The sequence below is a fragment of the Mycobacterium liflandii genome (assembly GCF_022354805.1).
Classification (GTDB): domain Bacteria; phylum Actinomycetota; class Actinomycetes; order Mycobacteriales; family Mycobacteriaceae; genus Mycobacterium; species Mycobacterium marinum.
The window spans coordinates 3,935,026-3,948,786 of the sequence record NZ_CP023138.1 but is presented as its reverse complement, the minus strand read 5'-3'; the positions used below and the strand labels follow the sequence as shown (position 1 = coordinate 3,948,786).

Annotated in this window: 10 protein-coding genes and 1 pseudogene; 6 read left to right on the top strand and 5 right to left on the bottom strand. The window is 64.9% G+C overall.

Annotation, left to right across the window (positions count from 1 at the left end; all coding sequences use genetic code 11):
• Nucleotides 1–11: 11 nt before the first annotated feature.
• Both CKW46_RS17590 and CKW46_RS17585 read left to right on the top strand, forming a co-directional pair.
• A complete protein-coding gene (locus CKW46_RS17590) occupies nt 12–452 on the top strand; it encodes a universal stress protein (RefSeq protein WP_117437506.1) in 441 nt (146 codons plus the stop codon).
• 368 nt (nt 453–820) lie between these two features.
• Nucleotides 821–1,213, top strand: coding sequence for a nuclear transport factor 2 family protein (locus tag CKW46_RS17585; protein WP_012394184.1), 393 nt, complete (start codon nt 821–823; stop codon nt 1,211–1,213).
• 119 nt (nt 1,214–1,332) lie between these two features.
• Here the strand turns inward: CKW46_RS17585 and CKW46_RS17580 are convergent, their stop codons facing one another.
• Nucleotides 1,333–2,010 carry an MBL fold metallo-hydrolase gene (locus CKW46_RS17580; protein ID WP_482052204.1) on the bottom strand — a complete coding sequence of 226 codons (678 nt, stop codon included), beginning with the start codon at nt 2,008–2,010 and terminating at the stop codon, nt 1,333–1,335.
• Nucleotides 2,011–2,205: 195 nt separating this feature from the next.
• Between CKW46_RS17580 and uvrA the strand changes: the two genes are divergently transcribed.
• Entirely contained in the window at nt 2,206–5,121 is a 2,916-nt protein-coding gene (uvrA, locus tag CKW46_RS17575; RefSeq protein ID WP_117437508.1) for an excinuclease ABC subunit UvrA, read from the top strand.
• Nucleotides 5,122–5,169: 48 nt separating this feature from the next.
• Here uvrA and CKW46_RS17570 read toward each other — a convergent pair.
• The 4 genes and pseudogenes from CKW46_RS17570 to lysX form a co-directional block, all read right to left on the bottom strand.
• Nucleotides 5,170–6,852: pseudogene (locus tag CKW46_RS17570) on the bottom strand (serine/threonine-protein kinase PknH/PknJ).
• Nucleotides 6,845–7,099 (bottom strand): hypothetical protein, encoded by a 255-nt coding sequence (locus CKW46_RS17565; protein WP_012394188.1) that lies wholly within the window; start codon nt 7,097–7,099, stop codon nt 6,845–6,847. Before CKW46_RS17565 ends, CKW46_RS17570 begins: the two are co-directional and overlap by 8 nt.
• 136 nt (nt 7,100–7,235) lie before the next feature.
• Entirely contained in the window at nt 7,236–8,684 is a 1,449-nt protein-coding gene (locus tag CKW46_RS17560; RefSeq protein WP_482052203.1) for an alpha/beta hydrolase, read from the bottom strand.
• A 43-nt stretch (nt 8,685–8,727) separates the two neighbouring features.
• Nucleotides 8,728–12,045: a bifunctional lysylphosphatidylglycerol synthetase/lysine--tRNA ligase LysX gene (gene lysX / locus CKW46_RS17555; protein ID WP_482052202.1), complete on the bottom strand. Its 3,318-nt coding sequence runs from the start codon at nt 12,043–12,045 to the stop codon at nt 8,728–8,730.
• A gap of 428 nt (nt 12,046–12,473) precedes the next feature.
• On the opposite strand from lysX, the gene infC reads away from it, so the two are divergent.
• The 3 genes from infC (at nt 12,474) to rplT (ending at nt 13,746) form a co-directional block, all read left to right on the top strand.
• Nucleotides 12,474–13,061: a translation initiation factor IF-3 gene (gene infC / locus CKW46_RS17550; protein WP_081435700.1), complete on the top strand. Its 588-nt coding sequence runs from the start codon at nt 12,474–12,476 to the stop codon at nt 13,059–13,061.
• A gap of 30 nt (nt 13,062–13,091) precedes the next feature.
• Nucleotides 13,092–13,286, top strand: a complete 195-nt coding sequence (gene rpmI, locus CKW46_RS17545) for a 50S ribosomal protein L35 (RefSeq protein WP_011739748.1) — start codon at nt 13,092–13,094, stop codon at nt 13,284–13,286.
• Between the two features lie 70 nt (nt 13,287–13,356).
• Nucleotides 13,357–13,746 (top strand): 50S ribosomal protein L20, encoded by a 390-nt coding sequence (gene rplT, locus CKW46_RS17540; RefSeq protein WP_012394192.1) that lies wholly within the window; start codon nt 13,357–13,359, stop codon nt 13,744–13,746.
• Nucleotides 13,747–13,761: the final 15 nt, after the last annotated feature.

The following is a 13,761-nucleotide window of genomic DNA, read 5'->3' as shown; positions in this document are numbered from 1 at the left end:
TGGGAGGTTTAATGGGCGCCTATGGGACCGTGGTGGTAGGAACCGACGGTTCGGACTCGTCGTTGCGTGCGGTGGACCGCGCCGCGCAGATCGCCGGTGCCGATGCCAAGTTGATCATCGCGTCGGCGTACCTGCCTCAGCACGAAGACGCGCGGGCGGCTGACGTGCTCAGGGAAGAAAGCTACAAGGTCACGGGAACCGCCCCGATCTACGAGATCCTGCACGATGCCAAGGAGCGGGCGCACAACGCCGGTGCCAAGAACGTCGAGGAGCGCCCGGTGGTCGGCGCTCCCGTCGATGCGCTGGTGAACCTGGCCGGGGAAGTGAAGGCCGACCTGCTGGTTGTCGGCAATGTCGGGCTCAGCACGATCGCGGGCCGGTTGCTGGGATCGGTGCCGGCCAACGTCTCGCGGCGGGCCAAGGTCGACGTGCTGATCGTGCACACCACCTAGCGGTCAAACTTTGCTGCCGGGTTTCCGGCTTCGCTTACGTCATTCGTTGACGTGATGGACGTCCGGTCCATCTGGTAACGGTTCGTCGTAGCTGGGCTTGCCGCTGTCGAGGTGATGACGGCCGCTCGCGCCGTTGTTTCATGCCTGCGGCCATCGAAGATTGAGCGCAGCGGCGGCGGATGATATCAGAAAGACTGTCGCAGCCTGGGAAATTCTGTGTTTAGTATCTGTGATTTCCCTGTGTGTGGGCGTAGATTTGAGCCGGCGGCGAATGGTCTGACTGATCCGAGGGCCGACCGAGACCGACTCCCGTGACCTTGCCAAGCCTGTCGTGGCCGAAATGTCGGGTCGCACGAAGGGAATCGACGATGTCGGAACAAGAAGAAAACATCGAGCGGATCAGGCAGGGATACGCGGCGTTTGCTGCCGGTGACATCGAGAAGGTGATGAGCCTGTTCGATGACAACATCGAGTGGGTCCAGCCCGGTGAGAGTGAAATCAGCGGCACCTACCACGGCAAAGGTGAATTCGGCCAGTTCCTGGCTCGGCTGGCGGAGAAGTCGACGACGGCCACACCCCACAAGTTCCTTGCCGACGGTGACATGGTTGTCGCGCTCACCGATGTCAGTGTTGGCCAGGAGAGAGGTCAGGACGCTGACGTCTACACGCTTCGCGACGGCAAAGTGGTGCGGGTGCAGGTGCACACCGATACCGCGTTGATGGAGCGCGTCTACGGGCGCAAGCAGGTCGCGGCAAGCTAGCAGCGTGGACCGCGATCGTCCGTCTTAGTTCCTACTGTTGAATCATCAGAAAGGCTCGGCCCGTCATCCCGGTTCGGGGGACGGGCCGACTGCTGCTCGGAGTCCGACCGCGATCGGGGCTACCAACCCCGCTCGCGCCATTCGTGGAGATGAGGACGTTCGACGCCCAGCGCGGTGTCATCACCATGGCCGGGGTACACGACCGTGGAATCCGGGTAGACGTCGAACACGCGGCTGCTGACGTCCTCCACTAGCTGGGTGAAGTCACCCGGCTGCCAGGTCTTGCCGACCCCGCCCGGGAATAGACAGTCACCGGTGAACAGTTGGGTGACTCCGCCCGTGGCAGCCCCGTCCAGGGCCAGCGCGATGGATCCGGGGGTGTGTCCGCGCAGGTGGATCACGTCGAAGCTGAGCTCGCCGATTTGTACTCGGTCCCCGTTGGCCAACAATCTGTCCGGTTTGACTGGTAGGGGTTCGGCGTCGATCTCGTGTGCGGCCGTTGGGGCGCCGGTGGCTTCGGCCACCGCCTGCAGCGCCTGCCAATGGTCAAAGTGTTGATGGCTGGTGACGATCAGCGCGATCTTGGGGGCGTACCGCCGGATCAGGTCGATCAGCACCTCGGCGTCATTGGCGGCATCGACCAGCAGCGTCTGCCCGGTCGCCGAACAGGTCACCAGGTAGGCGTTGTTGTCCATGGGGCCGACCGACGCCTTGAGGATGGTGGCACCAGGCAAAGTGCGCCGAGCCACGGTCCCGGGGTCGACGTGTCCGGTGTAGTTGTCATCGACGACGGTCATAGGCGTCAGGTTACTGCGGCGCCCGAGCTGGCCTGACCAAACCCCAACCGTCCCGCCTTGTTCAGCCCTTGTCATAGGGGCCACCTAGCATGGAATGCGGCCCATGCCGTGCCGCGTTCGTATTGGCTGATATGGGGTCACAAGTCGGAAGCCCGACCGGCATTCCGGCAAACGAACTTCTGTGAAAGGGACAGCGTGGCTGACCGCCTGATCGTCAAGGGTGCGCGCGAGCATAACCTCCGCGGTGTCGACCTCGACTTGCCCCGTGATGCGCTGATCGTGTTCACCGGTTTATCCGGATCGGGCAAGTCCTCGCTGGCCTTCGACACGATCTTCGCTGAAGGCCAGCGCCGCTATGTGGAATCACTGTCGGCCTATGCCCGCCAGTTCCTGGGACAGATGGACAAGCCGGACGTCGATTTCATCGAGGGACTTTCCCCGGCGGTGTCCATTGACCAAAAGTCGACCAACCGCAACCCGCGTTCGACCGTTGGCACCATCACCGAGGTGTACGACTACCTGCGCCTGTTGTACGCACGGGCGGGCACTCCGCACTGTCCGACCTGCGGTGAACGGATCGCGCGTCAGACCCCGCAGCAAATCGTCGATCAGGTGCTGGCCATGGCGGAGGGCACGCGATTCCTGGTGCTGGCCCCGGTGGTCCGCACCCGCAAGGGTGAGTTTGCGGACCTGTTCGACAAGCTCAACGCCCAGGGCTATAGCCGGGTACGGGTCGACGGGGTGGTTCACCCGTTGACGGATCCGCCGAAGCTGAAGAAGCAGGAAAAGCACGACATCGAAGTGGTGGTGGACCGGCTCACCGTCAAAGCGGCCGCCAAGCAGCGGCTGACCGACTCGGTGGAGACGGCGTTGAATCTGGCCGATGGCATTGTCGTGCTGGAATTTCCCGACGATCACGATGAGCACGATCATCCTCGCGAACAGCGATTCTCCGAGAAACTGGCCTGTCCCAACGGGCATCCGCTGGCCGTTGACGACCTGGAACCACGGTCGTTTTCGTTCAACTCGCCTTACGGCGCCTGCCCCGAATGCAGCGGTCTGGGGATTCGCAAGGAGGTCGATCCCGACCTGGTGGTGCCCGACCCGGATCGCACACTGGCCGAGGGCGCGGTAGCGCCGTGGTCTACCGGCCACACCGCCGAATACTTCACGCGCATGCTCGCCGGGCTGGGGGACGCACTCGGCTTCGATGTCGACACCCCCTGGCGCAAGCTGCCCGCCAAGGCTCGCAAGGCAATTCTGGAAGGTGCCGACGAGCAGGTACACGTGCGCTATCGCAACCGGTACGGACGCACCCGGTCCTACTACGCCGACTTCGAAGGCGTTCTGGCATTTCTGCAACGCAAGATGGCGCAGACCGAGTCCGAGCAGATGAAGGAACGCTACGAGGGCTTCATGCGCGACGTGCCCTGCCCGGTGTGTGACGGGGCCCGGCTCAAGCCGGAAATCCTGTCGGTCACGTTGGCCGCGGGGGAGCAGGATGCAAAGTCGATCGCCGAGGTCTGTGAGCTGTCCATCTCAGACTGCGCAGATTTTCTGAACGCGCTCACCCTGGGTGCGCGCGAGCAGGCGATCGCCGGTCAGGTGCTCAAGGAGATCCAGTCGCGACTCGGCTTCCTGCTCGATGTCGGGCTGGAGTACCTGTCTTTGTCGCGTGCGGCGGCCACGCTGTCCGGAGGCGAGGCACAGCGCATCCGGCTGGCCACACAGATTGGGTCTGGTCTGGTCGGCGTCCTGTATGTGCTTGACGAGCCGTCGATCGGGCTACACCAGCGCGACAACCGTCGGCTGATTGAAACTCTCACCCGCCTGCGGGATTTGGGCAACACGCTGATCGTGGTCGAGCACGACGAGGACACCATCGAGCATGCCGACTGGGTCGTCGACATCGGGCCGGGGGCCGGCGAGCACGGCGGCAGCATCGTGCACAGCGGGCCGTATCAGGAGTTGCTCCGTAACCAGAGTTCCATCACCGGTGCCTTCCTGTCCGGGCGGGAAGGGATAGAAATTCCGACCAGCCGTCGGTCCGTCGACTCCCGCCGACAACTCACCGTGGTTGGTGCCCGCGAGCACAACCTGCGCGGTATCGATGTGGCGTTTCCGCTCGGGGTGCTGACCTCGGTGACGGGAGTTTCGGGTTCGGGAAAGTCAACACTGGTCAACGACATCCTGGCCGCGGTGTTGGCGAATCGGCTCAACGGCGCCCGCCAGGTGCCGGGCCGGCACACCCGCATCACCGGGCTTGACCACCTGGACAAGCTGGTGCGTGTGGACCAATCGCCGATTGGCCGTACGCCGCGATCCAACCCGGCCACCTATACGGGGGTGTTCGACAAGATCCGCACCTTGTTCGCAGCCACCACCGAGGCCAAGGTCCGCGGCTATCAGCCGGGACGTTTCTCCTTCAACGTCAAGGGCGGCCGGTGTGAGGCCTGCACCGGCGACGGGACCATCAAGATCGAGATGAACTTCCTGCCCGACGTGTACGTGCCGTGCGAGGTCTGCCAGGGCGCGCGCTACAACCGGGAAACCCTCGAAGTGCACTACAATGGCAAAACCATCTCCGAGGTGCTGGACATGTCGATCGAGGAAGCCGCGGACTTCTTCGAGCCCATCTCCGGCATTCACCGCTATCTGCGCACCCTGGTCGACGTCGGCCTGGGCTACGTGCGGCTCGGCCAGCCCGCGCCGACACTGTCCGGGGGTGAGGCGCAACGGGTCAAGCTGGCATCCGAGCTGCAAAAGCGCTCGACCGGCCGCACGATCTACATCCTCGACGAGCCCACCACCGGTTTGCATTTCGATGACATCCGAAAGCTGTTGAACGTCATCAGCGGCCTGGTGGACAAAGGCAACACCGTGGTCGTGATCGAACACAACCTCGACGTCATCAAGACCTCGGATTGGATCATCGACATGGGACCGGAGGGGGGTGCCGGCGGCGGCACCGTCGTCGCTCAGGGCGCGCCGGAGGATATCGCCGCGGTGCCGGAAAGCTACACCGGGAAGTTTCTGGCCGAAGTCTTGGCCGCCCGGCGCCCATCGACTACTGCGCGCCGGACGAACCGGCGGCGAAAAGTCAGCGCCTGAGTCCGCCGCGTCGGTTGGGCACGGCGGCGGCGCACCGATCGGGTGTCCTCACGTCGGTACCTTGGCGGCCATGGTGTCGGCGATCTCGCTGGCTTGGTCGGTGACATTGGGCGCGCACACGTTGACGTCCAGGACGATGTTGGACACCGCGCTGAGCACGTGTTGGCAGACCACGACGCTGTCGGCCAAATCGCGCTGCAGCGAGATCTTGGGTGGGGCGCCGCTGACGTCCCGGAAGGTCCATCGGGATGTCTTGCCATTGTTGAGTTGGGTCACGTCTTTCCCGGCGCAGCTGCGCCACTGATCGGCCTGAGTCGCCACAAATCCGACGGCCTGGTCTGCGGATGCGAAGATCACGGCGCCCTGAACCACAACGTATCCGGGTGTGCTGCGCGGCTTTTGCATCAGCTGGGCAAGCATGCCGGTGTACCCGCTGCTCTTGTACGTCCGGGTCTGGTAGCCGATGAGTGCGCCAAGGCATTGCTCGGTTGACAGCGAGTTTTCCGGACCGGGATCGGTCATCTCGGTCGCGTTGTGGTCAATGACGATGCCCGTTGTGCCGACAATGGTGTTGATCTGTTCGGGACTGAGCAGAAACGATTCCAATTGCGTGGGCGCCACGGTCGGGCCGGCTGTCGCAGTGGTGCCCGACGGGGCCCCAGCAGTCGTGCTGACGCCACCGGTGGGACCGCTAGCGGGCTCCTTGCGGGCCAAGAAGATGCCGGTGCCGACGACCACGATGACAACAACCAGGACTGCGACCGCCAGGAGCCACGGTGTGCGGGTGCGCCGCGCCGGTGAGGTCCACGGTGGCGGGGCCCACGGCATCGGACCCCTAGGTGGCGCGGCGAGCTGGTGGGTACCGGCGATCAGGGTCGCCGCGCGTTCTTGGTCCCCAGCGCTCAATGCCTGCCGGGCGGCACGCGCCAGCTCACCGGCGGTGGGCTAGCGCAAAGCGGGGTCTTTGGCCATGCCCCGGGCGATCACCTCGTCAAAGGCGGTCGGGATGTCGGGGCGGTGCCGGCTGGGGCGGGGGATCGGCTGCATCAGGTGTGCGCCCATCAGCGTGCTCAGGTTCTGGGTCTGGTAAGGCGGTGTGCCAGTGAGGCATTCGTAGAGCACACAGGCCAGCGCGTAGATGTCCGAACGGTAGGTGACTTCGTCGTCGCCGAATCGTTCTGGCGCCATGTAGCTCCAGCTGCCCACCGCGGTTCCGGTCTTGGTGAGGTGTTGGTCGGTGGCTGCCGCCGCGATCCCGAAGTCGACCAGGTAGGCGAAGTCGTTGCCGGTGATCAGGATGTTTTCGGGTTTGATGTCGCGGTGCACGACTCCGCCCCGGTGCGCGGCATCGAGCGCTTCAGCCACCTGGCTGACGATGGCCACGGCGCGTGGTGCGGGTAGCGCGCCGCGCTTGAGCACCGAACCCAGGTCAGTGCCTTCGATGAAGCGCATGTCGATGAACAGTTGGCCGTCGATCTCACCGAAGTCGTGAATGGGCACGATGTGCGGTTCTTGCAGGCGGCCGGCGGTATGGGCCTCCCGCTGCATGCGACGGCGAAATGTGCTGTCTGAGTTGAACTGTTGGGACATGAGTTTGAGCGCCACGGTGCGGTCTTTGACGGTGTCGTGGGCTTCGTAGACTTCGCCCATCCCGCCGCGGCCGAGCAATCGCCGTAGCCGGTAGGGCCCGAATTGGGTGCCTACCCGCGAGGTGGGGACAGTGTCACTCATGCTCGCGCATCGACTCGCGGATCTGTGCCAACCGCTCAGCCGCGGCCCGCTGGCGTTGCTCGTACTGTTCCTCGACGGTGCGTCCTTCGGATGTCTCCGCGTCGAGTTCCGCCGCGCCCAGCGCCGTCGCGTAGCGGGACTCGATCTTTTCGCGGACCGACTCGAAGGTCGGCGTGCCGGCGTCGTCGTACCCCGGGTCGGGGGGTGCAGACGGCGTCTCGGCGGGAGGCTCTGGTTGGTCGGGCATCCCGCCACGTTACTGCGGGCGGCGATCGAACTAGTGCCGTCTGTTCCACGACCAACGCCGGAACCAACGCCATCAGCACCAGCTGTGGCGATGTTGGGCCGCGGGTTGCTTCAGCCGTTCGAGGGGGACAACGAAATCACCGGCCGGCAGGAACCACCTGAGTCGCCGGAGACGCCGTGCCTGGCAGCGGAATACGAGGCACTCCCGGGGTCCCCAGCTGACCGGCCAGCCACGGCAGCGCCCGGGCGAACACCTGGTCGGCGAAGGGCCAGTCGTGCCGTCCCGGCTGGGGGACCACCGCGCAGTCGATGCCGTTGGCGCGACCCAGTGCGCACAAGGAGTTGGCCGCGGCGGTCTGGTTGCTCGGATTGGCGGCGGCTTCGCGTCCGGCCAGCCGCATCACGGCGGGGTCGGTGATCGCGACGTCACGCGCGGCTCCCGGCCCCGCCGGTACCGAAATGCTGAACCAGCCCGAAATTCCGGTGTACTGCCCATGTCGGTTGATCACCGTTGTCGGGTCGAACGCGGCCCAGGCGTCAGCATTGCCGCCGAAAAGCCTGGTGATGGTTTCCGCCTTGTTTCCCGCGTTTGGGTAAAAGTCGCCCGCAACATCAACAAAGGCGCTGAACAGGGAAGGGTGCATGACGGTCAGATCTACCGCGCAGGTCCCGCCCATCGACCAGCCCACAATGCCCCAGTTTGATGGTTCGGGGCTGACATCAAACGCCGAGATCATATAGGGCACAACATCTTTAGTTAGATGGTCGGCTGCGTTGCCGCGCCGCCCGTTGACGCATTCGGTGTCGTTGTTGAAGGCGCCCCCGGAATCCACGAACACCAGCACCGGTGCATTGCCGTTGTGGGCGAGCGCAAAATCGTCGATCGTGCGCACGGCGTTACCGGCGCGCGCCCAGTCGGCGGGCGTGTTGAACTGGCCGCCGATCATCATCACCGCCGGCAGCCGCGGCGGCGGCGGATAGCTGGCGAACCAGGCGGGAGGCAGATAGACGAGTTCACCCCGGTGTTTGAAGTGCGACGCGTTGGACGGGATCGCCACCGGAACCATGCTGCCGTGCGCTGGGCGCACTCCCTTGCCGGCCATCGCGACAACCGCGGCCGGGTCCGCCTGATCCGGCAACGGGCCAGAGCTCAGCTGATTCCACGCGGCCTGCACGGTCGGGAAGTAGCCGACCCAGATGTTGAGCCCCAGCGCCGCGCAAAGCGCACAGAGTGGAACTGCGACCAGGGAGGCGGTGCGGCGTCGCCAGCGGGCCCCGCGCCAGCCCACGACCAGCATCGCCGCGGCCACCGCGGTCAACCCGACCCACACCCACAACGCCGCCGGGACGGGCTCATTGGCCAGTGTGCCCAGGTACCAACGGGTTGCCCAGGCCGCTATGGCGCCAAAAATCACGGCCGCGGGTAGTCGCCGCCGAGATCGCCAACCGATGGCAAGCAGCAGCACGATCGCGGTCACGACCTGCACGGTGTCCGGCACCCAACCATGCATCAAAGAGGTGTGAGTACTGGCCAACACGCGCGCCAGGGCAGGCGGCGACGTTGTCACGGTCTCATTGTCAAACATCACCGGCCCCCAACCGCGGGGAATAGCTGTGAGCTGGCTGGGATTAGTGCGGCTTGGCCAGCGGAAATGGGAGCGTTTCACGGATGCTGCGCCCGGTGATCAGCATGACGACCCGGTCGACGCCCATGCCGAGGCCCCCGGTGGGCGGCATCGCGTATTCCATGGCCTGCAGGAAGTCTTCGTCGAGCTGCATCGCTTCGGGATCCCCGCCGGCGGCGAGCAAAGACTGCTCCTCCAAGCGGAGCCGCTGTTCGACGGGGTCGGTGAGCTCGCTGTAGGCGGTACCAAGCTCGACGCCCCAGGCCACCAGGTCCCAACGTTCGGCGATTCCGGGCTTGCTGCGATGCGGCCGGGTCAGCGGGGACACCGAGGTCGGGAAGTCGAGGTAGAACGTCGGCTGCTCGGTGCGGCTCTCCACCAGGTGTTCGTAGAGCTCCAGCACCACCGCGCCGGCATCCCACTGCGCCCGATAGGGGATGCGTGCGGCGTCGGCCAGCCTGCGCAGGGTGGCCAAGTCGGTAGCGGCGTCGATCTGCTCACCGAGGGCCTCTGACACCGCGTCGTGCACGGTCTTGACCGCCCAGACCCCCGAGATGTCCACCGGTTCGAGGCGGCCGCCGCCGGCCGGGCGCATCGCGACGGGTGCACCGTTGACGGCCTGGGCGGCGTTTTGGATCAGCTCGCGGCAGCTGTCGATCCATACCCGGTAGTCGGCGTGCGCTTGATAGGCCTCCAACAGGGTGAACTCCGGGTTGTGGCTGAAGTCGACGCCCTCATTCCGAAAGGCCCGGCCGAGTTCGAAGACCCGTTCCACCCCGCCGACGCACAGTCGCTTGAGATACAGCTCCGGCGCGATGCGCAAGAACAGGTCCATGGAGTAGGTGTTGATGTGGGTGATGAACGGGCGGGCCGTTGCGCCGCCGTGTACCTGTTGCAGGATGGGTGTCTCGACCTCGATGAACCCCTTGGCGGACAGGGTTTCTCGGACGGAGCGCAGCACCGCGCTGCGGGCCGTGATGAGGGCGCGCGACTCGGCGTTGACAGCGAGGTCTACGTAGCGGGTCCGCACTCGGGCTTCGGGATCGGTCAACCCCTTCCACTTGTTGGGCAAGGGGCGCAGGCACTTACCGATCAGACGCCAGCGGCGCACGATCAGTGATCGCGTTCCGGTCTTGCTCGAACCCATCTGCCCGGTCATCTCGACCAGGTCACCAAGGTCTATGGCCGCGTTGAAATCCGCGGCGCGGCCCTGCTCGAGTCGCGAGTTGTCCAGCAGCACCTGAATCTCGCCGCTCCAGTCGCGCAAGTGCGCGAACAGCACTCCACCGTAGTTGCGTACCCGCAAGATCCGCCCGGATACCGACACGCTCGCCTGGTCGTCGGCGTCCATCGCTTGCGCGACTGTATGAGTGGGCGGTTCGCCCACCGGATAGGCGTCAATGCCGCTGCTGCGCAATTTCTTCAACTTGTTCAGCCGCACCCGGACTTGCTCGGGCAGCCGACGTTGGGGGTCGTCGCCGTCGGCAATTGCCGATTGCCGCAGCCCGCTGACGTCGGGCGCCGATCCGTCATGGTGCAACAAACCGGTGGCCGCCAGCCGTTCGGGGACCGCGGGATGGTGACCGGTGTGCACCTTGTTGCGCCGGCTGAATGGCAATACCAGGAACCCCTCGGCGATCACGGAGGCGACACCCACCTTGGGGATCACCCGCGCGTCCTCATAGCAGGCGTAGCGGGGCACCCATTGCGGCTGATACTTCTGGTTGGATCGGTACAGCGTCTCGATCTGCCACCACCGGGAAAAGAAGACCAGCAGCCAACGCCACAAGCGGGCCACCGGCCCGGCGCCCAATTGGGCGCCTTGCTCGAAAGCCGACCGGAACATCGCGAAGTTCAGCGAGATGCGGCTGATGCCGAGGCCTTCGGCGCGCAGCGCCAGTTCGCTGACCATCAGCTCGATGGTGCCGTTGGGCGATTGCGGAGAACGTCTCATCAGGTCCAGGGAGACCCCGCTGGTACCCCAAGGCACCAGCGACAACATCGCCACTACCAGGTCGTCGGGGTCAAGCGCCTCGACCAACAAGCAGTCGGTGTCGGCCGGGTCGCCGAGGCGGCCGAGCGCCATCGAGAAGCCGCGCTCGGATTCGGTGTCGCGCCAGCCGTCGGCGCGATCGATCGTCTGTTCCATTTCGGCGTCGGAGATATCCCGGTGACGCCGGATGCGCACCGTCAGACCGGCGCGACGTGCCCTGGTCACGGCTTGGCGCACGCCGCGCATGTCGGGGCCGGACAGCGTGAAATCGGCGGGCACCAAGATCGCCTCGTCGCCGAGTTCAAGCGCGTTCAAACCCGCCTCGCGATATGCCTTGGCCCCTTGTGAACTGGCCCCCATCACACCGGGCGACCAACCATAGGTCTGGCACAGCCGTAGCCATGCGTCGATCGCTTGCGGCCACGACCGCGGGTCGCCTACCGGATCGCCACTGGCCAGGCAGACACCGATTTCGACCCGATAGGTGATGGCGGCACGGCCGCTGGAGGCGAATATCACCGACTTGTCGCGACGGGTCGCGAAGTAGCCCAGCGAGTCGCTGTTGCCGTACAGCTCGAGCAACCCCCGGATGGCCGACTCGTCCTCGCCGGTCAACGCGTTGTCGGCACGCTGGGACTGAAACAGCACGATGGTGGCCGCAATTAGGGCGAGAGCGCCGAACAAGCCGAACATGGCGTTGAGGAAGACGTGTGGCCGGCCGGTGAACAGGTCGGGATCGGCCAGGGCGAAGCCGATCACCCGGTTGGCCACGTAGGGCAAACGGTCGTGCGGCGCGAGGGATCCCGGAAACAGCTCGACCAGGCCCCAGGACACCAGGATTCCGATCGCACCACCGGCCACCAGCACCGCGGCCGCCTTGAACAGTGCACCCCTGCGGACCTTGGCCCAGAACTGCCGATATCCCAGCACCAGCACGACGATCGCCACCACGTGTACTGCGAACCCGAGGTTTTCGCCGAAGTTCTGGGCCGCGGTGTTGCCGCCCGCGGCGATGTCGGCGGCGTTGAGGAAAGCCGCCAAGACGACGTTGGTCAGCAGCAGTAGCCAGGCGATCCGTTTACGCGCGGCCAGGGCCGCCGCCAGCAGTGCCAGCACAAAAGACCAGGCGAAGCTGGTGTCGGGAAAATTGAACAGATAACTGTTGATGAATTCTCGGGGAACCTTGATGATCCACCGAACCAGCGGCGAAATGCTGGCCAGCAGTGACAGGGTCGCGATGACCCCGACGGCCCAGCCAGCGGCGGCCGGAACCCAGTCATACCGAGAGATGTGCCTACCCTGCACCGAGCGAGGCTTTGTGACGGTCACAGACCGCGAGGATATTCCTTATGAACCGGAAAATCCCGGCGAAGTGGCAGCCGAGTCCTACCGCCCTGGTGCGCGCGGGTCGGCGGCTGGGTGAGCACATTGTCCGGGTAGAGCGTCGTGGCTGCTAGACTGACGGTCGCGACCATCCCGGCGAAGGCCAGGGACAGTTAAGTGGAGTCCCACTCCCACCGCTAGCCACGAGAACTTTCTCGGTTTTCAAGGTTGTGCGGTCCGGTAACAGGCATCACGAAATTGCCTGTTCTGCGTGTGACGCAGGCGGCTGCAGTAGTCACTACTGGGCCCGCGATCGGTCGGCATTGGGCCCTGCTAGCGCAGGGCTTTTTGCTGATGGCTTGGCATTCCACCGCGCTGATTCCCGCCCGTCCGGGCTCTGACCGCCGTGGAATAAGACCAACCAGGGAGGCCCCATCAGCACTGAGACCCGCGTCAACGAGCGCATTCGGGTACCTGAAGTCCGATTGATCGGCCCAGGAGGGGAGCAGGTAGGCATAGTGCGTATCGAAGACGCACTCCGCGTCGCCGCGGATGCCGACCTCGACCTTGTCGAAGTTGCCCCGAACGCCAGACCACCGGTCTGCAAGATCATGGACTACGGCAAGTACAAGTACGAGGCGGCGCAAAAGGCGCGTGAATCCCGCCGCAACCAGCAGCAGACCGTTGTCAAAGAACAGAAGCTGCGGCCGAAGATCGACGACCATGATTACGAGACCAAAAAGGGCCACGTGATCCGCTTCCTGGAGGCGGGATCGAAGGTCAAGGTCACCATCATGTTCCGCGGGCGCGAGCAGTCCAGGCCGGAGTTGGGCTACCGACTGCTGCAGCGGCTGGGTGCCGATGTCGCCGAGTACGGGTTCGTCGAAACCTCCGCCAAGCAGGACGGGCGCAACATGACGATGGTGCTGGCACCGCACCGCGGCGCAAAGACACGTGCCAGGGCCCGGCATCCTGACGACCCCGCGGCCCATTCGGCCGACGGTGACAACCAACCGAACTAACTCGTTAGCGAATACCAGAACTGAGGAAAAATGCCCAAGGCTAAGACCCACAGCGGGGCCTCGAAGCGCTTCCGGCGTACCGGTACCGGAAAGATTGTCCGGCAGAAGGCCAACCGTCGGCACCTGCTCGAGCACAAGTCGAGCAAGCGAACCCGGCGCCTGGATGGCCGCACCACGGTGGCCGCCAACGACACCAAGCGAGTCAAATCGCTGCTGAATGGCTAACCCGCCGTCTCAAAGACCGGCCGGCGCCAGCACCTGACCAACCACGTCCGAATGAGAGTAGGAACAACCCATGGCACGCGTTAAGCGGGCAGTTAATGCCCACAAGAAGCGGCGCTCAGTCCTAAAAGCCTCGAAAGGCTATCGCGGCCAGCGGTCGCGGCTCTACCGCAAAGCCAAAGAGCAGCAGCTGCATTCACTGAACTACGCCTACCGTGACCGTCGCGCGCGCAAGGGCGAGTTCCGGAAATTGTGGATCTCGCGCATCAATGCGGCCGCGCGTGCCAACGACATCACCTACAACCGGCTGATTCAGGGGCTCAAGGCCGCTGGCGTCGAGGTGGACCGCAAGAACCTGGCTGACATCGCGATCACCGATCCGGCGGCGTTCACCGCGCTGGTCGATGTTGCCCGCGCTGCGTTGCCGGAGGATGTCAACGCCCCCTCCGGAGAGGCTGCTTAACCTGGCGACGATGCG